General features: G+C 39.9%; 18 protein-coding genes and 3 pseudogenes. 17 read left to right on the top strand and 4 right to left on the bottom strand.

Annotated elements, in window-relative coordinates; translation table 11 throughout:
- The first annotated feature begins 266 nt into the window (after positions 1-266).
- The 4 genes from ABVJ71_RS03675 (at position 267) to ABVJ71_RS03660 (ending at position 3,710) form a co-directional block, all read left to right on the top strand.
- Positions 267-353 carry a putative holin-like toxin gene (locus tag ABVJ71_RS03675; RefSeq protein ID WP_353856545.1) on the top strand — a complete coding sequence of 29 codons (87 nt, stop codon included), beginning with the start codon at positions 267-269 and terminating at the stop codon, positions 351-353.
- 561 nt (positions 354-914) lie between these two features.
- Positions 915-2,471 carry a T7SS effector LXG polymorphic toxin gene (locus ABVJ71_RS03670; protein WP_353855655.1) on the top strand — a complete coding sequence of 519 codons (1,557 nt, stop codon included), beginning with the start codon at positions 915-917 and terminating at the stop codon, positions 2,469-2,471.
- Positions 2,472-2,484: 13 nt separating this feature from the next.
- Entirely contained in the window at positions 2,485-3,024 is a 540-nt protein-coding gene (locus tag ABVJ71_RS03665) for a DUF2247 family protein (protein ID WP_353855654.1), read from the top strand.
- Between the two features lie 20 nt (positions 3,025-3,044).
- Positions 3,045-3,710 (top strand): hypothetical protein, encoded by a 666-nt coding sequence (locus ABVJ71_RS03660; protein ID WP_353855653.1) that lies wholly within the window; start codon positions 3,045-3,047, stop codon positions 3,708-3,710.
- A gap of 161 nt (positions 3,711-3,871) precedes the next feature.
- Here ABVJ71_RS03660 and ABVJ71_RS03655 read toward each other — a convergent pair whose 3' ends face one another.
- On the bottom strand, positions 3,872-4,126 hold the full coding sequence (locus tag ABVJ71_RS03655; RefSeq protein WP_353855652.1) for a hypothetical protein: 255 nt from the start codon (positions 4,124-4,126) through the stop codon (positions 3,872-3,874).
- Positions 4,127-4,359: 233 nt separating this feature from the next.
- Between ABVJ71_RS03655 and ABVJ71_RS03650 the strand changes: the two genes are divergently transcribed.
- The 4 genes and pseudogenes from ABVJ71_RS03650 to ABVJ71_RS03635 form a co-directional block, all read left to right on the top strand.
- Positions 4,360-4,629, top strand: a complete 270-nt coding sequence (locus ABVJ71_RS03650; protein WP_353855651.1) for a hypothetical protein — start codon at positions 4,360-4,362, stop codon at positions 4,627-4,629.
- A 122-nt stretch (positions 4,630-4,751) separates the two neighbouring features.
- The gene (locus ABVJ71_RS03645; protein WP_353855650.1) at positions 4,752-5,405 is read left to right on the top strand and encodes a CotZ-related putative spore coat protein; all 654 of its coding nucleotides are present in this window, start codon (positions 4,752-4,754) and stop codon (positions 5,403-5,405) included.
- Between the two features lie 74 nt (positions 5,406-5,479).
- On the top strand, positions 5,480-5,827 hold the full coding sequence (locus tag ABVJ71_RS03640) for an S-Ena type endospore appendage (protein WP_353855649.1): 348 nt from the start codon (positions 5,480-5,482) through the stop codon (positions 5,825-5,827).
- Between the two features lie 80 nt (positions 5,828-5,907).
- Positions 5,908-7,287, top strand: a pseudogene (locus ABVJ71_RS03635) (hypothetical protein); the annotation flags it as partial.
- 46 nt (positions 7,288-7,333) lie between these two features.
- Here ABVJ71_RS03635 and ABVJ71_RS03630 read toward each other — a convergent pair.
- Positions 7,334-8,049: pseudogene (locus tag ABVJ71_RS03630) on the bottom strand (IS3 family transposase); the annotation flags it as partial.
- Positions 8,050-8,401: 352 nt separating this feature from the next.
- Here ABVJ71_RS03630 and ABVJ71_RS03625 point away from each other — a divergent pair.
- Positions 8,402-9,514, top strand: coding sequence for a tetratricopeptide repeat protein (locus ABVJ71_RS03625; RefSeq protein WP_353855648.1), 1,113 nt, complete (start codon positions 8,402-8,404; stop codon positions 9,512-9,514).
- 738 nt (positions 9,515-10,252) lie between these two features.
- Here ABVJ71_RS03625 and ABVJ71_RS03620 read toward each other — a convergent pair.
- Positions 10,253-10,948: a YoaK family protein gene (locus tag ABVJ71_RS03620; RefSeq protein ID WP_353855647.1), complete on the bottom strand. Its 696-nt coding sequence runs from the start codon at positions 10,946-10,948 to the stop codon at positions 10,253-10,255.
- A gap of 25 nt (positions 10,949-10,973) precedes the next feature.
- A pseudogene (locus ABVJ71_RS03615) lies at positions 10,974-12,838 on the bottom strand (DNA ligase D).
- Between the two features lie 114 nt (positions 12,839-12,952).
- Between ABVJ71_RS03615 and ABVJ71_RS03610 the strand changes: the two are divergent.
- From ABVJ71_RS03610 to ABVJ71_RS03575, 8 genes are all read left to right on the top strand, one after another.
- Positions 12,953-13,789 carry a Ku protein gene (locus ABVJ71_RS03610; protein WP_353855646.1) on the top strand — a complete coding sequence of 279 codons (837 nt, stop codon included), beginning with the start codon at positions 12,953-12,955 and terminating at the stop codon, positions 13,787-13,789.
- Positions 13,790-14,171: 382 nt separating this feature from the next.
- A complete protein-coding gene (locus ABVJ71_RS03605; protein WP_353855645.1) occupies positions 14,172-14,642 on the top strand; it encodes a VOC family protein in 471 nt (156 codons plus the stop codon).
- 483 nt (positions 14,643-15,125) lie between these two features.
- Positions 15,126-15,977, top strand: coding sequence for an SDR family oxidoreductase (locus ABVJ71_RS03600; protein ID WP_353855644.1), 852 nt, complete (start codon positions 15,126-15,128; stop codon positions 15,975-15,977).
- 200 nt (positions 15,978-16,177) lie between these two features.
- Positions 16,178-16,894, top strand: a complete 717-nt coding sequence (locus ABVJ71_RS03595) for a (Fe-S)-binding protein (RefSeq protein WP_353856544.1) — start codon at positions 16,178-16,180, stop codon at positions 16,892-16,894.
- A gap of 21 nt (positions 16,895-16,915) precedes the next feature.
- Positions 16,916-18,337, top strand: coding sequence for a LutB/LldF family L-lactate oxidation iron-sulfur protein (locus tag ABVJ71_RS03590; RefSeq protein WP_353855643.1), 1,422 nt, complete (start codon positions 16,916-16,918; stop codon positions 18,335-18,337).
- A complete protein-coding gene (locus tag ABVJ71_RS03585) occupies positions 18,337-19,053 on the top strand; it encodes a lactate utilization protein C (RefSeq protein WP_353855642.1) in 717 nt (238 codons plus the stop codon). Before ABVJ71_RS03590 ends, ABVJ71_RS03585 begins: the two co-directional genes overlap by 1 nt.
- A gap of 137 nt (positions 19,054-19,190) precedes the next feature.
- Entirely contained in the window at positions 19,191-20,099 is a 909-nt protein-coding gene (locus ABVJ71_RS03580) for a DMT family transporter (RefSeq protein ID WP_353855641.1), read from the top strand.
- Positions 20,100-20,373: 274 nt separating this feature from the next.
- Positions 20,374-20,952, top strand: coding sequence for a TetR/AcrR family transcriptional regulator (locus tag ABVJ71_RS03575; RefSeq protein ID WP_353855640.1), 579 nt, complete (start codon positions 20,374-20,376; stop codon positions 20,950-20,952).
- Positions 20,953-20,958 lie beyond the last annotated feature (6 nt).

Raw genomic sequence — 20,958 nt, 5'->3', positions numbered from 1 at the left:
ATGGGGAAACGCCATCAGCTACAGAATTACTGAACCGACGCAAGGGAAGCCTAAGAGCCATAAGTGGGAGTGTCCTTGCTTTGAAGTAAGAATTGTCTCTTATAAAGAGGAAGTAAACATTAAATGTATAGACTGTGACGAAGCATTTCTTAAAGTCACAAGATGGGTGGTACCAATCTTTTCATGTATAAAAGAGGACGTACAAATGAACGGTTTACCCAAAGTGTGGTCTACTGGCTAAATCCCCTTGAAAGGGGGTTTAGCCTATGTCAACTTTTCAAGCTTTGTCCCTTATGTTTCTGTTTGAGATGTTTATTCTTGCTTTGTTGACATATATTTATAAAAAGAAATAGACCATTTCTAGGGGAGGTTCATTTTTGAGAGCCAGCATTTTTACATTGATCCTAGTTTCTTTTAATTTATACCGATGATAAACGGATTATAACATATAACTGGTATAGTTATACACTATTACACGAGTGTTATATATTCTCGAGTTTGGTTGCCACCAAGTCATAAGGGATTACTTTCTCAGTATCCAAGTCGGTAAACCCCTTTCTTGTCCTATTTATTATATAGTTGCAGAGAATAAATACAAAGAAAAAACAAGTATATATTGTCGGAAATTTTAAAATAGTTAAAAATCATAATGTAATAGACATTGGGTGAATTGATGAAATGTGCTTTCGTCTTCGATTCATAAGTACCCTCTGCTTCTAAACCGTTTGATTCAGTAGTATATATCTTTACAGAGAACCCTTTCAACAGCACTCGTATGATTCCGAGTGCTGTTTTTGTATCTTTCTCACTATTTAATGGCAATCTTTGCATTGGTAAAATTGTCCTTATCAATGAATAGGAGGGAGTGACTTCTTCTGGGGAAAATACTTGATGCCAAAGCACTAACAAGCGCTATGGAAGAAAGAGCCAAGCACTATCAGGAACTCCGCGAACAAATGGTAGATTTAAAGCACGCATTACAAGGTGTGGCGAATCTAGGTGATGATTTCACTGGAAAAGGTGCCGACAATATTAAAAGTTTTTATCAAGAACTAGCAGGAAATGTGGACATGCTTACTAGCTTTATAGATAAACAAAAAGCCTTTCACGAAGGTGTTGCGGGTACACTTGAAGATGCCAATTTCGGCGGTGATACTTTTATTGATGAACACTTTTTAGAAAATAAAGTAGAGATGGGGTTAAAAAACGCTAAAAGCATTGTATCTGATCAAAAGAAGGCACTGGAAACCATTTTTCAGGATATAGATGATCTCATCTCTCTTGATGTGTTTGATGATCAAATCTTTCATGAAAAGATAACGGATGCCGAAGACGAACGGAAAAAGACCGTAAAAGATTTAAACGAATTAGACCAATATCTAAAAGCTGAATATGCTTTGTCAGAGACTGAAGAGCAGGCTACAATGGCATTGTACGCCGAAATGATGAATGCGACAAATGACGGAAAAACCATTTCACCGATCAATTTTGATAAAAAAGCGTATCAAAATAGCGAAATCTACAAGGCAAAAGACGATATTGAGAAGCAAACTTCTGAATATTTAAAAAACAAAAAAGAACAAGAAGAAGCCCGCAAGATTGCGAAAGAACAGGAAGCACTGGCGAACCGTCCTTGGTATGAAAAAGCACTTGATGATGGCGGTATGCTTTTGAATGAACTGACCGGAGTGAATGACGCCAAACGAGCCGCAACGGGCATTGATCCCATCACAGGCAAACATCTCACCGCAGGAGAGCGTGTCGCCGCAGGCGGAATGGCAGCAGCAGGTTATATCCCAATTGTCGGCTGGGCAGGGCGCATTTTCAAAGGCGGAAAAGCCGTCTATAAAACCACCCAAGCTACCAAAGCCGCAATCAGTGCGGTTGACATTTACAAAACGTCACAAAAGTCCTTTGACGTCCTAAAAACATCGCAAAAAGGCTTATATGGTCTCACCGCCACAAACGGCTTCAGCGAAGCCATCACTGGCAGAGACATGTTTGGGAACAAGATCTCAAAAGAACAACAGGAAGCGAGTATGAATGCGGCGCTGGGGATGCTTTTGCCGTTTGGGGCGAAAGGGTTTCATGGTAAAATGGGAGTTAAAGAAAATAAAATTGAACATCCTGTATTAGATAATAAAAGAGTCGGAAGCGCATTGAAAAAGCCAGATGGTCAACATGGTTTCAATGATATAATTGATAATTACACACCATGGGCTAAAGAGTTTGATCTGGTTGGTGGTGATAAAACAAAAGTTAAGTTATATCAAATTGAGGGTGGAATGAAACATTATAGTTACAAGGATGTTTATAATAAAGATTTGCGAATAACTGAAAGAGTGATTTCTGTAAAAAATCAAAATGGTATTTTTGAGTGGATTGTTGATCCAAATAAGGGGGTTACTCATAGAAGGTTTATTCCAGAAGGTGAAATAACTGGATTTCCTAATCAAAATCCTAACAGATAGGAATGAAGAAAAAATGAAATATACTATAGAGATCTTAAAAAAACATAAAATCCACTATGATTGGAAAACTATATATGTAGGAATTAGATTAGATTTAATTTCATATAAAGAAATAAGCAAGTATGCTATGGAATTTTTATCTAATCATGCTGAATGTGAAAACTCTCTAATCCTCGATTTAGCTTGGGGAGCTGGTGATCAAGATGAGGATTACAAAAAACTTCAAATGATATTGATAGAATTATATAGTGAATTGATAGAAGAAGAGTCCAGCCAGTGGGACATTGAAAAAAGAAAGTGGAGATACGGTATAACGGCTCATTTAAAAGAGAAAAATGAAGATTCACCTGAAAAGTTGTTAGATGAACTTTCTGAAGTGTACGCAGATTTTGGTTATCCTGAGGATATGGAACCTTTTATTCATTACATGCCTCCTTCAGATGGTCATAATCCTTTGCTGTATTCAAAAGAAGAGAATATAAATAGATTACTATCCCTTTTTGAGGAGTTTCTACAAAAAGAAAGAGCATTTGCTCAATTGAATCAAATTTAATACTGGTCAAGAGATAACAAATGAAAATAGAACATGAATTCGAACGGGAAGTTACTAACTACTATAAGTGGTTAGATCAAGAAATAAAGGAACTTGAACAGTTAAGTGTATATAGTATCAATGGATATCACTTTTTAGATGATGGCGGAATAAAGGATTTTCAAAGTTATTGTCAAAATCAACTTATTGAAATCTTTAGCGACCAATTGACTAATTACCACTTTTATATATTTCTGAGTAAGAAAGTAAATGATGTACATTCTCGAATAGAGAGATTCCGAAAAGTATGGAAATCTATTGAATCAGAAATAGATACTTCAGGTTTTGAAAAGGGGCCAGAATTACTTTTAGATGAACATAAAAATCAGTTTTATGTTAGTATGGCCAAGGTTCCTCAACCTGATTTAGATAAAGCATTGCGAATTATGGATCAGTATCAATCTAGTTTCATGATTGCCAGTAGTAGGGGTTCTATGCTCTCAGAGGAATCTATAAAAGATTTGTTTTACTCAGGGGTGGATAAGAATAATTATGAAGTAGATTATCAAGCACTTTTTTTGAAGTATGGTTTGAATAGTGAAATTATCTTTAGATGGGTATCTGTTCTAAATGAGGCCGAATTGACAATGATTTTAAATCAAGATCATACCCAGAAAATACGGAAGCGAATACAAAGCCATTCATAGTACCTTCAAAACGATAATGATCAATAGCATATCTAAGAATCCCCTGTATCCATCAGGGGATTTTTCTCTACAATCATTTCCCTCAAATTTAAGAAATTTACTATCATTTATGCATATGTTCCTTCAATCTATAAAAAGAAAAAGGACCGCAGAGGGTCCTATTAATTTTTGAATCTGTTTAAAAGCATATCGTGTTTTCCAACTTGCTTGGAAAGGTAATCAATGTCTTTTGTAATATCACTTGTTTGTTGATCAATTTTCTTAAGGAGAACGATTACACCCTCGTTAGTATTGCTTTCTTTCTCTGTCAGCATATCTAAACGCTGCTCAATATTATCAAGACGCTTTTCAACCGAATCAAATCTCTTATCAAGTTGTTCAAAGCCTTTGTCGAATTTCTCAGATAGAGATTTCATTAACTTTAAAATTCATCAGTCATGTCGATCACTCCTATAAAGTATTATACAATAATTTGTAAGGTATCTGAATATCTTTATTAAAATAAAGATCATAATTAAAAATTTTTATCAAGAACTAGCTGGAAATGTGGATATGTTGATTAGCTTTATAGATAAACAAAAAGCCTTCCACGATTGATCCGATCAGTGGCAAGCATCTCACCGCAGGAGAGCGTGTCGCCGCAGGCGGAATGGCAGCAGCAGGTTACATCCCAATCGTCAGCTGGGCAGGGCGACGCATCCTCAAAGGCGGAAAAGCGATCTACAAAACCACCCAAGCTACCACAGCCGCAATCAGGGCGGTTGACATTTTCAAAACGTCACAAAAGTCCTTTGACGTCCTAAAAACCTCGCAAAAAGGCTTTGGTTGCTTGATTATTTTCGCCAAAACGCTGTACAATCTGCTTCATCCTAGAGCTACTGTGTCTCGATCATATTATATGAAAAAGTTTAGCTCATGAAACGATTACGGCTTTTGTTTTAGGTAATCGCACAATAAAGTCAAATGAACATATGATAAAAAGAACCATATGGCTGAGTATACAGCATTGAATTGGACTGATTGAAAGTGACAAACCTGCTGATGAGTAGATTAAAAGAGAAAAAAAATAAGACAAAAGACGAAAGATTTGCTCACAAATGTTCAGTGGATTTTCCTTTTTTCCTCATGACTAAAGATGGGGCACCTTTTTATTCTTGGGTTTTCTCTGAAAATAATATGTTTAAGACCTGCTTTTTTTCTTTGATTTCCATCAATGAAGATCACAATTGTGTGTTGTTAGAGCTTCTTGTACCATGCTGTGCAAGACCGGCTTGCTGTCAAAAAGTATTGTATCGATCAAGTTCAAGGATTTTGATGGATGTCTCCTTCTTATGTGGAATCAGTGAAGTGGAGTTGCCAGTATATGATGACCTTATTCTAAGGAATATAGAGACTCATCGCATACCCCTTTGTTTTTCAACATCATCCAGTTCATTTGAAATATGGCGTAATGAAACAAAGTTGCGTAATACTGCAACTGTCGTTTTACATCATCAAGGTGATCAGGATGTACCAATTTCAATTAGGATTCAAACGAAAAAAACAAGTCATCACGTATGTGTAAAAAAAGGAGAAAGTCGAGCAATAACAGTGGAAGATATACTATATATTTCAAAGGAGGAATCAACAGAAAACGTGCAAGCATTATTAGACATCCAGTTAAATATGGTTCGGAGGAAAAAAATAAAGCTTTAAAACTGGGATAATCGCACAAACGACGTAGATCACTAGATCATAGTCTATCAAGAATAGGTTGAAGGAGGGTTAAAATGGCTATTTTAGGCGGGTGTAGTAATGAGCAAACGGGCTTCGTGAATGATGCAGTATGCTTCACATTAGAATTAGCAGCGACAGCGCCGGATGCAGTTGTGGTATGGACAGATGGAACACCATTTGTCATAAACGGAACGATTATGGTGGAAAACAATGGAGTTGTGGCGGTAGCACCTACTGTCACTCTGGAAGTAAACGGAGCTGCAGTTCCAGATTTTACAGTTCCTCCGGGAGAAAGTCGATCAATTACGCTAAATGATATTAATTCGATTGGCATTGTAGGGACTGGTGGAACCTCAACTGGAAATATTGTTGTTTCATTTTCTCTGAATTATCAGTATTAGAGTGTATGTCTTGATGATTCCACAGTTTGAAAGTAGTGAGAGACATGTGCGCCCAACTTAATATGTGTGGGGGAATTGCGGGTCCAACCGGCGCCACAGGAGCAACCGGCGCCACGGGTCCAACCGGAACCACGGGAATAACCGGCGCCACGGGAGCAACCGGCGCCACAGGAATAACCGGCGCCACGGGAATAACCGGCGCCACGGGTCCAACTGGAACCACGGGAATAACCGGCGCCACAGGAATAACCGGCGCCACGGGAATAACCGGTGCCACGGGTCCAACTGGAACCACGGGAATAACCGGCGCCACAGGAATAACCGGTGCCACGGGTCCAACTGGAACCACGGGAATAACCGGCGCCACGGGAATAACCGGCGCCACGGGTCCAACTGGAACCACGGGAGCAACCGGCGCCACAGGAGCAACCGGCGCCACAGGAGCAACCGGTGCCACGGGAGCAACCGGCGCCACAGGAATAACCGGCGCCACGGGAATAACCGGCGCCACAGGAATAACCGGCGCCACAGGAATAACCGGCGCCACGGGTCCAACTGGAACCACGGGAATAACCGGCGCCACAGGAATAACCGGTGCCACGGGTCCAACTGGAACCACGGGAATAACCGGCGCCACGGGAATAACCGGCGCCACGGGTCCAATTGGAACCACGGGAGCAACCGGCGCCACAGGAGCAACCGGTGCCACGGGAGCAACCGGTGCCACAGGAGCAACCGGTGCCACGGGTCCAACTGGAACCACGGGAATAACCGGTGCCACAGGAGCAACCGGTGCCACGGGTCCAACTGGAACCACGGGAATAACCGGTGCCACGGGTCCAACCGGCGCCACAGGAATAACCGGCGCCACGGGTCCAACCGGAACCACGGGAATAACCGGCGCCACAGGAGCAACCGGTGCCACGGGTCCAACTGGAACCACGGGAATAACCGGCGCCACGGGTCCAACCGGAACCACGGGAGCAACCGGCGCCACAGGAGCAACCGGTGCCACAGGAGTCACCGGCGCCACAGGAATAACCGGAGCAAGTTTAACCGCTAATTCGATGTATGCATCTAATACGTCGGGGAGTACTGTGCTTGTCGTAGTAGGTGGAACGGCCGTTTCTTTGCCTAATCATCAGAGCTTAGATGGATTTACAGCAAGTGGTGGAAATACGGTGTTTACTGTACCTGTCTCAGGTCGTTATTTTATTACGTATCAAGTAAATACAAGTATAGCACTGCTTGCTGGAACGAGGATGATTAACAATGGGTCTGCCATTCCTGGATCTATTTTAACACCCGCTGTATCTGCGTCTACCTACAATGTATCTCTCATCACAACACTTGCAGCAGGTAATCAAATTTCTCTGCAAATATTCGGATTGGTCGCAACAATTGTATTACTTGGCGGAGGATCGGTAGGAGCGGCATTAACGATTATACGCTTAGAATAAATAAAAAAAGCCCATCAAGTTGAAGTGATCCCCTAATTTTTAAACACGCAGCTTTTGAGGCATGAGTTCGGTGTTGAATCAGACTCATGCCTTTTCGTTTGCCTTTGGTTTTTGATTGTAGTAGTCAATAGATTGTACGAGCTCTTACTTAAAGTGTTCAATGCTCTCAAATTTTTTGTACAAAAATTCACAATTTAAGATACTAAAGAAATTCTTTATCACTGCGTAACAGTTGCCTTTTCGGGACATACTCTGTGTCATCCCTCGTTTTTTAGCGCATGTCTAACAAGCTTCATTTGATAATGCCAGCCTTGATCGGAATGCATAATGGACTTCTCCTCATCTTTCAAACGGTCGAATGCAAGATAAAGCTTCGTTGAGACGAGAGAATAAACAGGTCTTGAACCAATTGTACAGGTAATGATCTCACCATTTCTCATTTGGCATTCAGCTTGGTACTCGATTATGAAGATTTCGATGCTTCACCCAGTCATAGTATGTACTGCGCAGGATACTTACGAACTCAAGTAGTGCTTTCACCAATACTCATGCCTTAAATCATAAACTACTTACGCTTTGTCTTGTTTGGTGATTCCTTTTTTTGAACTATGGCATTCAACTTAAATACTCATTATTCTCCATGCGCAAATGTTCTACCTCTGCCTGTAATGCTTCTATTAATCCTTTCGTTTTCCTATTTTCTTTTTCAAGGATGGACGATCCCTTTTTCTGTTATTTGAGTGCTTAGGATAGACGTCCCATGTTCCTTCATATAGTGTGTATAGGGGGCTGAATGATATTTGTATATGACTTTGAAAAAGCTGATATGGCTATTTTCTTACCAATTAGAAATGCAGCATGTGACCATCTTATATGGAATCAACTGAAATAAGAGCATGATCGTTCACTACTTTATGGGTTAAACAGTACAGCGCCTTTACACTAGCATCATTGACAAAGAGAAAGAAACGCATTTTCAAAGAAAAACTGTTATTGAAGAATTAAGGCATTCATATTAAAATGATGTCAAATGGACAAATTAGCAATTGCTAATAGAAGTTCCATATATAGAGAAATGATGTAATGTTGATCTGAAGGTGATTGGGGGTGTAGAATGAACAAAGTTCCTGTTGTGGAATTAGCATCATTATTAAATGACTGGAACATGGAAATCAAAAAAGATCATGCAGACGAGGCTGAAAGGTTATTTGCAAAAGCAAAAAAAGCAGTAGAGGAAATCGATGATGCTGATATACTCATGTACTATTCCTTGCTTGAGAAGAGACACCGCATACTCATGTACAATTTGAGAGGGCAAAAGGGTGATGTTTCGCCAAAAAGTATAGAAGGGCATTATCAAAATAAGGATGATGATTTGTCCAATCGCTTAGCCTACTATTTCGACTTTTATGAGGGTGTATATGAGCAACATCAGGGGAACTATGAGGTTGCATTACAGATGTATCAAAGTGCAGAAAAGCTCCTAGATAAAATACCAAGTGAAATAGAACGTGCTGATTTTGATTTTAAGGTGGCATGGCTTTACTATCGCCTAAGTCATATTATGCTCTCATTAAGTTATATCCGCAGAGCCCTTCAAATCTATAAACGTCACAAGCATTATGAAAGAAGGACAGCACTCTCTTATTCTCTGATCGCAGCAAATTTAACAGAGATCGGAAGGTATGAAGAGGCGCTTGAGAATTATCGTCATGCTGAAAATATTCTTATGAATGAGCAGGATGACTTTATGATGGCTCAGCATCATCATAATGTTGCCATCTTATATTCATTTTGGAACAGGCCGAAAGAGTCTATATGTCATCTTGAAAAAGCATTATCTCATCAAGAGTATTATGATTCAGATTTCTTTTTCCATTCTACGTATCTGATCAGCAGGCAACTCTGTGTAATTGGTGAAAAACAGCGTGCACACCAATATATAGAAGCCGCTTATGCTAGAATTAAAGATGCTTCTCATGAAGTGTTTCAACTAAAATTAGGCATTGTACATGATCTATATTTAACGAATGCTCCACAAAGATTTCAGCAAATTGATGACAAATTAAGAAAGTTAGAAGAGAAGAATGAATATCATGAAGTGAAAGAGCTCTCACAATTTGTTGCAAAATATTGCGAAAAGCAAAATCTTTATAAGCAATCTGTGTTTTACTTGAATAAAAGTTTAGAAGCGGATTTAAATATGAAAAGAATGGGGATGATTTAAGATGAAAACAGGATTAAAAGTATTACTAGTTGTGGGTTTAGCAATTGCTGCGTCAGTTCTAGCAGAGAATGCCGTATTTTCATTTGATGTAGCTGAAAAAATTATCGGCGGGTAATAAACTATCTGAATATCGCCCTAGTTGATGAATCGAATCGTCAGCAAGGGTTTTTTCTATTAGTAGGCTCTTCTTATTAAACGTTGCAAGAACGTTTAATAAGAAGAATTTGCAACAAAGGGGGTGTGCAAATTTGTTACCTGCTCCATTATTCTAAATAAAAATAGGGCGGTACAACAAGTTAAAAAGGTCACCTTTATTTGCTTAATTTAGTTTTTTGCAGGACTTTTCATTCAAATGATATGATGTTGGGACATTGTTCATGGAAGGTACAATGAAAAACAGGGAACACCGCTCCATTTGTCCCGCATATGATGAAATAGAGTGCGGTTAGAAGGTAGGTGATTGTGTGTATCAACGGGCATATGGAGGGTTTCACGGTGCCGGTTTTAGCGGAGGAGCACCGCATATCGGATCGACAGGCACCCATATTGGCTTTAGTGGCTATTACGGTAGTCCTGCTGGGTTCTCTAGTTTAGGTGGTTTCCCTGGGTATGGCGGATTTGGTCCATTTTCGGGATATCCGTACGTTTCTACGTTCATCATGGACAGTCCTCCTGGATTTTATGTGAGACCCTGTCAATGAATAAAACCAATGATTGAAATAGCCTTTCAGTGATAATCTATTTTAATTGACTAAAGCGTTTTAATGTGGCTGTTATAACAACCACACAGAGTATACCAATAGGCAGCCAAATAATCTCAAATGGATCATATGTATCAGTAAATGCAGCTAAGGCAGCCCCTAAGCAGTAAAAGACTATAGAACCAATTTGCATTAAACTTACATGCTCACCTAGTGCTCGCCTTTTTTCTCGATCTGACAATCGCTGTGCCAAGTTTTCAAACAGGTTAGCGAGTGTACTGGTCAGAACAGTTGTTGAGATGCCGGCCACATTTAATTTGCGGGCAGCAGTGGTCTGCATGCCCATTGCCATACTAAGCAGGATGATGAGCATAAAGTAAGCTCCCTGTGTATAAGGGAACATGGTCATTACTGCAAAGAGAAATAAAATCAGTACTTCAATGATTAAGATGCGTGTGACAGCTTGCGGCCAAAATGCCTTCTTATATTTTCCACCAATGAAAACGGACAGTACAACACCTAGAACAAATCCACTTAGAGCCGTAATTGAATGAAGAGCTGTTAACTGCAAAGAGCTTCCTGCTGCAATGCCAAGCAGCACAATATTACCGGTCATATTCGCTGTAAAAACATGTCCTAGGCTTAAATAGCCAATCACATCCACAATTCCTGAAGAAAGGCATAGTAAGATAAGTGCTATGTTTCGAAATAAATGTGCGGTCAAAATGGTCATCCCTTTCTTTCAAGAAGTTTAACACTTAGTGACAACCAAGGTCCATCATGTGGGCGGTAAGATGTCTTGAAGCTGATGTAATACTTGTCTAAACGTATCGTCATTGACGCGGTGTCTCATATGTCGAAATGGATCACCTATTTGCTTCAATCGTTCTATGATAACAGGCATGGTGAACATAGACGGATGAAGATTTTCGTTTTTCAGTTCCTCCCATTCGAGAGGTGCCGCAACAAGCCCCTGCTCATTTCCTCTCGGGGAATATGGAGCAATCATTGTTTTCCCTTTATCGTGCTGAAGATAATCCAAATATAATCGATTCCCTCGCTTTTTCTTTAGGCGTTCCAGTGTAAAAAGCTCAGGTGCTTGTTCACAAAGGAATTGACATATAAAAGATGTAAATACTCTTGTTTCTTCATATGTAAACGCATCTTTTTTTAAAGGAATATAGAGTTGAAGTCCTTTCCCGCCACTTGTTTTGACAAAAGATGTGAGCGACAGGTCATCAAGAAGTGCTTTGATTCGTTGTGCTGCTTCTATTGCTAGGTGAAACTCTTTGACAGATGGTGGGTCTAAATCAAATACAATTTCTGTTGGACGATCTGTGTCCCTTGTTTCAAAAGGGATATGGAACTCCATCGCAAGCTGATTGCCGAGCCAAAGTAAAGTGTTTGGATCATTACAGATAGTGTAAGAAATATCTTGAACCTGATCTGTTACAACAAAGTCGGGTGCATAGTCGGGTGTCGATTTTTGATAAAAAGATTCACCTCCCACACCATGAGGGAACCGAATTAAGGTAAGCCGTCTTTCACGTAAAAAAGGCAATAGGTAAGGAGCAACTTGTCTCAAATAAAGTAAGTAATCCGCTTTGTTGATATATAGTGCCGGAACAATTGGTTTCTCTGGATGAGTGACATCAATCTTGACTGGAAGTGGGTATAGTTGCTTTTGCATTTGCTCAAATGTACACTCTGATGGATCGGTATTTAGTAAGAACGAAGAAAAACGGGGTTCTCTTAACTTTGTTCCGTCAAAGGATATACATGCGATACTCACACATATAGATGGCGGGATTTCGTATTGCGATGCACGCACAAGGCGACCCTTTGTTTGAAAAAGAGTACGTAGTGTTTGTTCTTCCTTCTTAGAAAAACCATGCTTAAATTGTACGACCTCTAAGAGATCAGTATCTTGATAAATAGACCCTTGAAAATAGCCATTATCTTGATTGAACTGTGTCACGATAACGGAAACGTATCGCCAATTTTTGATTTTGAGCCAATCTTTTGAGCGTGTATTTTCTTTCCATTTGCTATTCATTTTTTTTGCAACTATTCCTTCTGCTAAGTACGTAAGCATGAGCTCTTTCATATAGACTGGATTGCGATCGGTTTGGACGATCTGAAGAAGTGAAGGGTGATCTAGTTGAACAGATGGAGGAAGATGAACGTCATGGAACAATTGTTGTAACATTTTTTTTCTTTGAATAAGTGGTAAATCAATAATGGATTTTCCTTGCCACTTCAATACATCAAACACAATCAAATGACATGGAAAACGTTCTGATTGCATGTGAATGCCCTCTTTGTTTTTTAGCTTTCCTCTTTGCTGAACCTTTGTAAAATCGCTTTCGTATTCACTCAGTAAATAGACCAATTCTCCGTCTAGAGTAATCGGTAAAAAAGGAGTGATGATATCATTTAATTGCTTACACTGGTCAATGATCTCAGGGAATTGTTCATTTAATTGTTTCCCTTCTCTACTCTCAAGACGAACCTCGCCTTTCTCCCAAATGAGCATGGCCCGAAATCCATCATACTTGAATTCATACAACCAGTCTTTCCCCAAGGGAATGTCGTTTGTAGACGTTAATCGCATAGGTTTCATTTTGTCCATCACTTCCTCCGTCATATGTTCTTAGAGTGAGAAGTATTTTTCATAATCATACATAAGTCTTGCGAAAAGATTACATAGTAAGGATAAAAGAACGGAGGCGACAGTATGCATACAGTATGGAAGGGCGGTATTAGCTTTGGTTTGGTCAATATTCCGGTTAAGCTGTTTACCGCTACAGAGAACAAAGATATTAAATTAAGACAACTGCATAAAGAGTGCCATACACCCATTAATTATAAAAAAGTTTGTGCCAATTGCGGGAAAGAGGTAGCCCCAGATCAAATTGTCAAAGCATACGAGTATGCCAAGAATAAATTTATTGAATTGGATGAGGAAGAGTTAGAGAAGTTGAGGAAAGAAAACGAAGAAAAAGCCGTCAAAATTATTGATTTTGTCAAATTAGAAGAAATTGACCCTATATATTATGAAAGAAGTTATTTTTTATCGCCAGATACAGGCGGGGCGAAGGCCTATTCATTACTGAGAAAAGCACTGCAAGAGTCCGGGAAAATCGGTGTTGCCAAAATCGTGATTCGCTCTAAGGAACAATTAGCGATCGTTAGGTGCTATGAGCACATTTTGCTAATGGAAACGATTCATTTCCCTGACGAGATTAGACAAGTGTCAGATGTACCAAACATCCCGCAAGAGGAAAATATCGTGAAGAAGGAGTTAGATACAGCGCTTCTTTTAATAGATCAACTGACCACAACATTTGACCCTGCCGCTTATCAAGATGAGTATAGGGAACAGCTCATGAACCTGATTGGCGACAAAATATCTGGTGAGCACACGGTTCAGCCAGAAACCACTAGTAAAAAAGATACGTCAAATGTGACCGACTTGATGGCCGCTCTACAGGCTTCTATCGATCGATCAACACCGAAAAGAGCAGCACCTAAGAAAAGAAAAACACCGGCGAAAAAAGAAAAGAAGGCATAAGGGAAAAGACCGCTCAGAGGGTGGTCTTATTTTTTGCTTTGATCCGTCTTGAGTCTTCAATCGTCCCATCTTCTCTATGTCCGACAACGGATGTCCTTTTTTGACGAAATGTTTTTGCTCTGTCATTCTAGCCTGTTTTGTCTCTTTGTCCCTACTTGCTCGTTTCGCTTTCTCTGCCTGAACCGCCCAGCTATAATTGCGGCGCATGGGCCATGACGTCTAGTAGAGCGTCTCTAGTATAATCTTTTTGGTACAAGGTATTTACATATCGCTCCTTTCTATATTTGAACACCTTCAAATGGATGGAATAAAATACATCGTTTTGTTGAGGTATTTTCTCGTGATCTCATGCAATATAGAAGAGAGAAAAGGAGTGATCTTAATGATCAAAGGATTGTATGAAGCACATTTGCCGGTAAGTGATTTAAAGGCTTCAATTGCATTTTATGAAAAATTAGAACTGACGCTTGCTTATGAAAATGAACAAGTGGCGTTTTTATGGATTGAAAAGGGGAAAAGTTGGCTTGGTCTTTGGAAGGCAGATGTCACAGCTATTCCTTATCATCCATCGACTCGTCATGTTGCCTTTCAAATAGAAACTTCCAGCATCAAACAGATCAAAGCATGGATCATGCAAAAAGGGATAAACATTCATCCGATGTTTGGCTATACGAAAGAACAGCAGCCTTTAGTACTTAATAATCCGCCGCAATTCCATGCAGCCATTTACTTTTGTGATCTTGATGGAAACCTTTTGGAGTGTATTGCGCCAATTGGACTTGATACTGCAGATGATGATCAGATGATGACCTATGAGGATTGGGAGAAAAAGAAGAATCCGTTTTTTACTTGACAATCCGCTTCATTGTAACTACATTGATTACAACGGTGGTGATTTAGATGAAACAAATGCGGAGAAGGTATACCATTTCTGTTCATATTTGTTCAAAAAGAGTGTACGGGTGATTTTATTGCAGTGAGCATCAATTCAAATCCGGTCATTGTTCGTAAGATGATGGCTATGCTCAAACGGGCAGGCTTCTTGAGATTCAGGGCGGAGTAGGCGGCGCTTATTTCATGCGGCCGGCAGAAGACATAACGCTTTTAGATGTGTATTAAGCTGTGGATGTGATAGAGGATGACCAGTTATTGCACTTTCATAATCGAGTCATTGTTTGTTCCATTGGTCAAGTGATGAATACGAGAATTCGCCATGAACTTCAAGAAGCTTAACCTCTCGTTGTAATAATTGGTAGGAGCCTAGCAGTCATATATTTGTTCTTCGTTGTTTCATCAAAAAATCATCGTTTATTGACAAAATGAGGAGGTCAAACAGATGAAATTATTAGTGACAGGTGCAACAGGACAACTTGGATCGCTCGTCGTCAAACATTTGCTGACAAAAGTACCAGCTGAACAAATTGCGGTCAGTGTTCGTGATCCGCAAAAAGCAGCACATCTAAAAAAAGCTGGTGTGAATGTTCGTAAGGGAGATTTTACTCAGCCAGAAACCCTTGAATCAGCGTTTCAAGGAATTGATCGTCTCTTGTTGATTTCAACTGCTGACGGAGACCGAGTGAAGCAGCATACAGCAGCCGTTAATGCGGCGAAAGCAGCCAATGTTAAGTTTATTGCTTATACAAGTGTTGTGAATGCAAGAGAAAGTAAGCTTGTCCTTGCACATGACCATGCAAAAACAGAAGAAGCTATTTTGGCCTCTGGCATTCCACATGTGTTTTTAAGAAACAACTGGTATTTAGAAAATGAGGCAGATACCATTCAAGCCTCTTTAAACGGTGCTCCTTTTTTATCACCTATTGGAGATGGAAGGGTCGGCTGGGCCACAAGAAATGACTACGCAGAAGCGGCTGCAAATGCGTTAACTTTATCCCAGCATCAAAAGGAAATATATGAATTGTCAGGACCGCTTCGGACGCACACTGAACTTGCACATATCGTTAGTCAAGTGAGTGGTCAAAAGATAAAAGTTGAGCAGGTAGATGTAGAGACATTTGGAGAATTTTTAGCATCAAGTGGTGTTCCAAAAGAAGCGGTTCCATTTATCAAAGAGATTCAAAACGGCATTCGCGGTGGTGCATTGGCTATTGAAAGCCATGATTTTGAAGAGTTACTCGGTCGTTCTTTAACACCTGTTGAGGAAGGTATTCGTCAAATGATTTTAAATTAATAAATTAATGAACCGAAAGCGCCCTTCTAAACAGGGCGCATTTTTAATGAAGCAGCAAAAACCATATTTCCTAGTTTTTACAAATGCTTTCATTGAAATATCTGAATATGAGGATTAAAATGAATATATTAGGTTAACCGTTCGAAGTCGTCAGATGACCTGTTTTTATTCAAGTGAAGCAAAAGAAGGGAAGTTCGCCGATGAAAGTCAGTTTATTTGTGACCTGTTTAATTGACACAATACAACCAAATGTTGGGAAGTCGACAGTCGAAGTGTTAGAGCGTCTAGGTGTTAAGGTGGATTTTCCAGAAGCACAAGTTTGTTGCGGGCAACCAGCGTTTAACAGCGGTTACGCAAAAGAGGCAATCAAAGCAGCGAAAAACATGATCAAAGCATTTGAATCAACAGAATATGTTGTGACTCCATCAGGCTCGTGCAAGGCGATGTTTCTAGAGTATCCTCATCTTTTAAAGGAAGATCCTATATGGTCGCAGCAGGCTGAGGCACTTGCTGCAAAAACTTATGAATTAACAGAATTTATTGTTAATATCTTAAACGTAACAGATGTAGGAGCCAGTCTAAAAGGGAAAGCAACCTATCATACATCCTGTCATATGACAAGGCTTCTTAGAGTTAAGGATGCACCTTTTACACTATTATCAAATGTCAAAGACTTGATTATGGAACCACTGCCCCGCGCAGAGAATTGCTGCGGATTTGGGGGGACATTTTCAGTGAAAATGACGCCGATTTCTAAGCAAATGGTAGATGAAAAAGTACAAAGCATAGAGGAGACAGAAGCGGAGTATTTGATTGGCGCTGACTGTGGATGTCTGCTTAATATTGGCGGAAGAATTGCCCGCCTTAAGAAACAAATAAAGGTGATGCATATCGCAGAAGTATTAAACAGTCGCTGATAGCTAAGGGGGGAAAGACACATGAGTATGAAGATAGGTGAGAAAGGCTTTAAAGAACGAATCGGAGAAGGAATAGATGATGTGGTCATGAGAGGAGCGGTTTCCTCGGCACAGGAGCGTCTTTATGCAAGGCGGATGACAGCCAGTGAAGAGCTTGGCAACTGGGAGATGTGGCGTGAACTTGGCGAGGAAATCAGGCAGCATACGCTAGCACATCTCGATCAATATTTATACCAATTAAGTGAAAAAGTGAGCGAGCGTGGAGGGCATGTTTTTTTTGCCAAAACGAAGGAAGAGGCATCTGCATACATTCAAGATGTTGCGCAAAAAAAAGCAGCAAAAAAGATCGTTAAATCAAAATCAATGGTTACAGAAGAAATCGAAATGAATCAAGCACTTGAAGCGCTTGGGTGTGAGGTCCTCGAAAGTGATCTTGGTGAATATATACTGCAAGTAGATGACCATGAGCCGCCCTCACATATCGTGGCCCCTGCATTACATATGACGAAAGAACAAATACGTGATGTATTTCATGAAAAGCTTGGATATGAAATGTCAGAAACCCCTGAAGACATGACCCGTTTTGTGAGAACCTTATTAAGAGAATCATTCCTTGAAGCAGATATTGGAGTCACCGGTTGCAACTTTGCTGTTGCCAACACGGGCTCGATTTGTCTTGTGACAAACGAAGGAAATGCAGACCTTGTCACCGCTATACCGAAGACACACATTGCTGTCATGGGAATGGAGCGGCTCGTTCCATCGATGGAGGAACTTGATGTGCTCGTTGGTCTTTTGTGTCGAAGTGCGGTTGGTCAAAAATTAACGAGCTATATTTCTGTTGTTGGGCCAAGAGGAGAAGGAGAAATCGATGGACCTGAAGAATTCCATTTGGTTATTGTCGATAACGGGAGATCAGATATTTTAGGTACAGCTTTTCAGTCTGTTCTGCAATGTATTCGGTGTGCAGCCTGCATTAATGTGTGCCCTGTTTACCGGCATGTTGGCGGACATTCATACGGGTCTATTTATCCTGGTCCGATTGGTGCTGTACTGTCACCACTTCTTGGCGGATATGATGATTATCAAGAACTTCCTTTTGCATCAAGCTTGTGTGCCGCTTGTACGGACGCTTGTCCAGTGAAAATTCCACTACACGAACTGCTCATCAAGCATAGACAAGTGATTGTTGAAAAAGAGGGCAGAGCCCCTAAGGCGGAAATGATGGCGATGAAAATGTTTGGAATGGGGGCATCGACTCCGCAGATGTATCATTTTGGAACAAAAGTAGCCCCAGTGGTAATGAATCGAATGGCATCAAATGGCCAAATTTCAAAAGGAAAGGGTCCTTTAAAGAATTGGACAGATATTCGCGAGTTTCCAGCTCCGAGTAAAGAAAGATTTAGAGATTGGTTTAAAAAGAAACAAATGGGGGAGCGGTGATGAAAGGAATCATTTCTCGTCGGGATTCTTTTTTAGCTCACATTCAGCATCAACTAGGGAGATATCAGTCTGAAGCGCTTGAACGTCCAAAATGGAAGCATCAGATCAATTGGTATACTAACCAACATGCATCCAAAGAAGAAATGGTCGATCAATTGAAAGCGCAATGTAAACACATTCACACAAGAGTCATTGATACAACAGTGGAGAAAGCCCCATATGTACTTCTATCCATTATGGAAGAGTATGGAAAGGGTGCTGTGATAACCTCTAAGGACAGGCGGTTTGATCAATATGGATTAACCTCAGTATTCAAAGGATTGAAAGAAGAAGGAATCGAAGTTTCTAGATGGGGGGCAGATCTATCCCGAAATGAAAATATAGCACATGCTGAAAAAGCAAGGTATGGGGTAGTGTTTAGTGATTATACGCTTGCAGAATCAGGAACAGTCGTACTTCAATCGCATGAAGGTCAGGGTAGAGCGCTACACTTTTTACCTTTGATTTATATCGTGTGTATAGAAAAAAGTACAATTGTACCTAGAATGATTCAAGCAGTTTCGGCTTTTCATCATTCAGTAGAAAAGGGTGAAAAGACAAAAGGTGCGATTCATTTTATATCAGGTCCGAGTAATTCTGCTGATATTGAAATGAATTTAGTGGTGGGCGTACATGGACCAGTTCGGGCAATCTATTTGTTAATAGATGATGAATAAAGGGTTACCGCAATGAAAGCTCTTTTTGACTTGCAAGATTTGAAAAAAGCATCTTGCCGGCTTGCTCATCTACATAGTAAGATGACGACATACAAGATGGGGAACCTCATCAACTGCTGATGTAAAGGACGCTGCTGATGGAAATAAATACAACTGCTCCAAAGAAATCAATTGTCGTGCCGCTTGTCATCTCAATTATTGCTATCTCGTTTTCTGCTATTATTGTCAAATGGTCAAATGCACCTGCATCTATTTTAAGTATGTATCGCATGGTATTTGCGGCTGCATTGATGTTTCCATTTATTCTCTTGCGAAAAAAAGAGTTTCAGTCGATGAAACGGAAAGACTGGTTCTTTTTATGTTTGTCTGGCTTTTTTTTAGGGCTTCATTTCGTGTTATGGTTTGGTTCGCTGAAGCTCACCACAGTAGCAAGCTCGACTATTATTATTGCCCTTCAGCCAATGGTTTCACTGTTAGGCGGATACCTCATTTTTCGTGAACGAACAACGATGTCAACTGTTTTCACTATGTGTGTAGCAATTCTTGGTGCACTGATGATTGGATGGGGCGATATCGGGCATAGCCGCGGGGCGATTTTAGGTGATCTTTTATCCTTTTTAAGTGTCATTGCGGTCGTGTGTTACTTATTAATTGGTCAGCAAGCTGTGAGAAAAATATCTCATTGGATATATAGTTTTTGTGTATTTGGTTTTGCCGGTCTTTTTTTGCTTTTCTTTAACATACTTCAACACACTCGTTTTACAGGATATTCAGGGAAAGAATGGAGGATCTTTTTATTACTCGCCATTATTCCAACCATGTCTCATGTCATTAACAATTGGTTGCTAACGTATGTCAATGCCACCACCATTTCGATGAGTATTCTTGGGGAACCAGTTGGGGCAACGATTCTTGCTGTACTGCTTCTCGGCGAAAAAGTGACATTCATACAAATGTTTGGCGGTCTTCTTGTTCTTTTAGGTGTCTTCTTCTTCTTGATGCAGCAGCGTCAAGGAAGAGTAATGAAAACCAAAAAATCCGGCTGAATACCGGATTTTTTACTTTTTCATTCCCCAATAGATCAGGAGTGAAAAGGGGCATATAGGGCTCAAGACACCGCATGTAACCATCATGTCAAGATTTATAAGTCCTTTGGATGCATCATGACTAGGCATCATTTCTCAATTATTATTATTTTCAGAAAATGTAGTGACGAAAAAAAATAAGTATGTTTAAGTATAATTAGAAGAATTTAAAATATTAATATAGTATGTAACATTCGGAATGAACGTTCATTCCTAGAGACAAGAGGAGGATGAAATGACTACAGTTACGGATAAACAAGAGCAAATTATGAAGGCATCTCTTGAATTATTTATCGAACGGGGCTTTGATGGAACAACCATGCCGATGATTTCAAAAAAAGCAAACGTCGGTGCAGGAACCATTTATCGTTATTTTGATAGTAAAGAAGCACTCGTCAATATTTTGTATCAACGAAGTCTCTCCGCATTTATCGAAAAAATGAAAACAAACAGTCCAGATCCACAATCAAATATAAGAGGTTACTTCAAACATGTATTTTATTGTTTGGTTCGGTTTACAAAGGAGAATCCAAGTGGCCTTTATTTCTTAGAAATTGATAAACGGTCACATTTCTTAGATGAGAAAAGTAAAGAGAAAATGCAGAATTTGTTAAATGAACTATTTCTCATCTTCGAGGAAGGACGAAAGAATGGTATACATCCGAATCTTTCCGGTAGAACGATTTTATCCATTGTATTTGGCGCTTTTGTGCAACTGCATAAACAAATACTAGCTGAGGAAATAGAACCAACCATTGAATTTATAGAGGAAGTTGAGCAATGTTTATGGCGCGCAATCAGCGTTGAATCTTAAATCATG

It is taken from the genome of Bacillus sp. Bos-x628, assembly GCF_040500475.1.
GTDB classification, from domain to species: Bacteria; Bacillota; Bacilli; order Bacillales; family Bacillaceae; genus Bacillus; species Bacillus maqinnsis.
This window is presented reverse-complemented; position numbering and strand designations above follow the sequence as displayed.

Coding starts and splice junctions, on each gene's coding strand:
- ABVJ71_RS03675 (WP_353856545.1), top strand. CDS start 267: ATGTCAACTTTTCAAGCTTTGTCCCTTATGTTTCTGTTTGAGATGTTT.
- ABVJ71_RS03670 (WP_353855655.1), top strand. CDS start 915: ATGGAAGAAAGAGCCAAGCACTATCAGGAACTCCGCGAACAAATGGTA.
- ABVJ71_RS03665 (WP_353855654.1), top strand. CDS start 2,485: ATGAAATATACTATAGAGATCTTAAAAAAACATAAAATCCACTATGAT.
- ABVJ71_RS03660 (WP_353855653.1), top strand. CDS start 3,045: ATGAAAATAGAACATGAATTCGAACGGGAAGTTACTAACTACTATAAG.
- ABVJ71_RS03655 (WP_353855652.1), bottom strand. CDS start 4,126: ATGAAATCTCTATCTGAGAAATTCGACAAAGGCTTTGAACAACTTGAT.
- ABVJ71_RS03650 (WP_353855651.1), top strand. CDS start 4,360: ATGGCAGCAGCAGGTTACATCCCAATCGTCAGCTGGGCAGGGCGACGC.
- ABVJ71_RS03645 (WP_353855650.1), top strand. CDS start 4,752: ATGAGTAGATTAAAAGAGAAAAAAAATAAGACAAAAGACGAAAGATTT.
- ABVJ71_RS03640 (WP_353855649.1), top strand. CDS start 5,480: ATGGCTATTTTAGGCGGGTGTAGTAATGAGCAAACGGGCTTCGTGAAT.
- ABVJ71_RS03625 (WP_353855648.1), top strand. CDS start 8,402: ATGAACAAAGTTCCTGTTGTGGAATTAGCATCATTATTAAATGACTGG.
- ABVJ71_RS03620 (WP_353855647.1), bottom strand. CDS start 10,948: ATGACCATTTTGACCGCACATTTATTTCGAAACATAGCACTTATCTTA.
- ABVJ71_RS03610 (WP_353855646.1), top strand. CDS start 12,953: ATGCATACAGTATGGAAGGGCGGTATTAGCTTTGGTTTGGTCAATATT.
- ABVJ71_RS03605 (WP_353855645.1), top strand. CDS start 14,172: ATGATCAAAGGATTGTATGAAGCACATTTGCCGGTAAGTGATTTAAAG.
- ABVJ71_RS03600 (WP_353855644.1), top strand. CDS start 15,126: ATGAAATTATTAGTGACAGGTGCAACAGGACAACTTGGATCGCTCGTC.
- ABVJ71_RS03595 (WP_353856544.1), top strand. CDS start 16,178: ATGAAAGTCAGTTTATTTGTGACCTGTTTAATTGACACAATACAACCA.
- ABVJ71_RS03590 (WP_353855643.1), top strand. CDS start 16,916: ATGAGTATGAAGATAGGTGAGAAAGGCTTTAAAGAACGAATCGGAGAA.
- ABVJ71_RS03585 (WP_353855642.1), top strand. CDS start 18,337: ATGAAAGGAATCATTTCTCGTCGGGATTCTTTTTTAGCTCACATTCAG.
- ABVJ71_RS03580 (WP_353855641.1), top strand. CDS start 19,191: ATGGAAATAAATACAACTGCTCCAAAGAAATCAATTGTCGTGCCGCTT.
- ABVJ71_RS03575 (WP_353855640.1), top strand. CDS start 20,374: ATGACTACAGTTACGGATAAACAAGAGCAAATTATGAAGGCATCTCTT.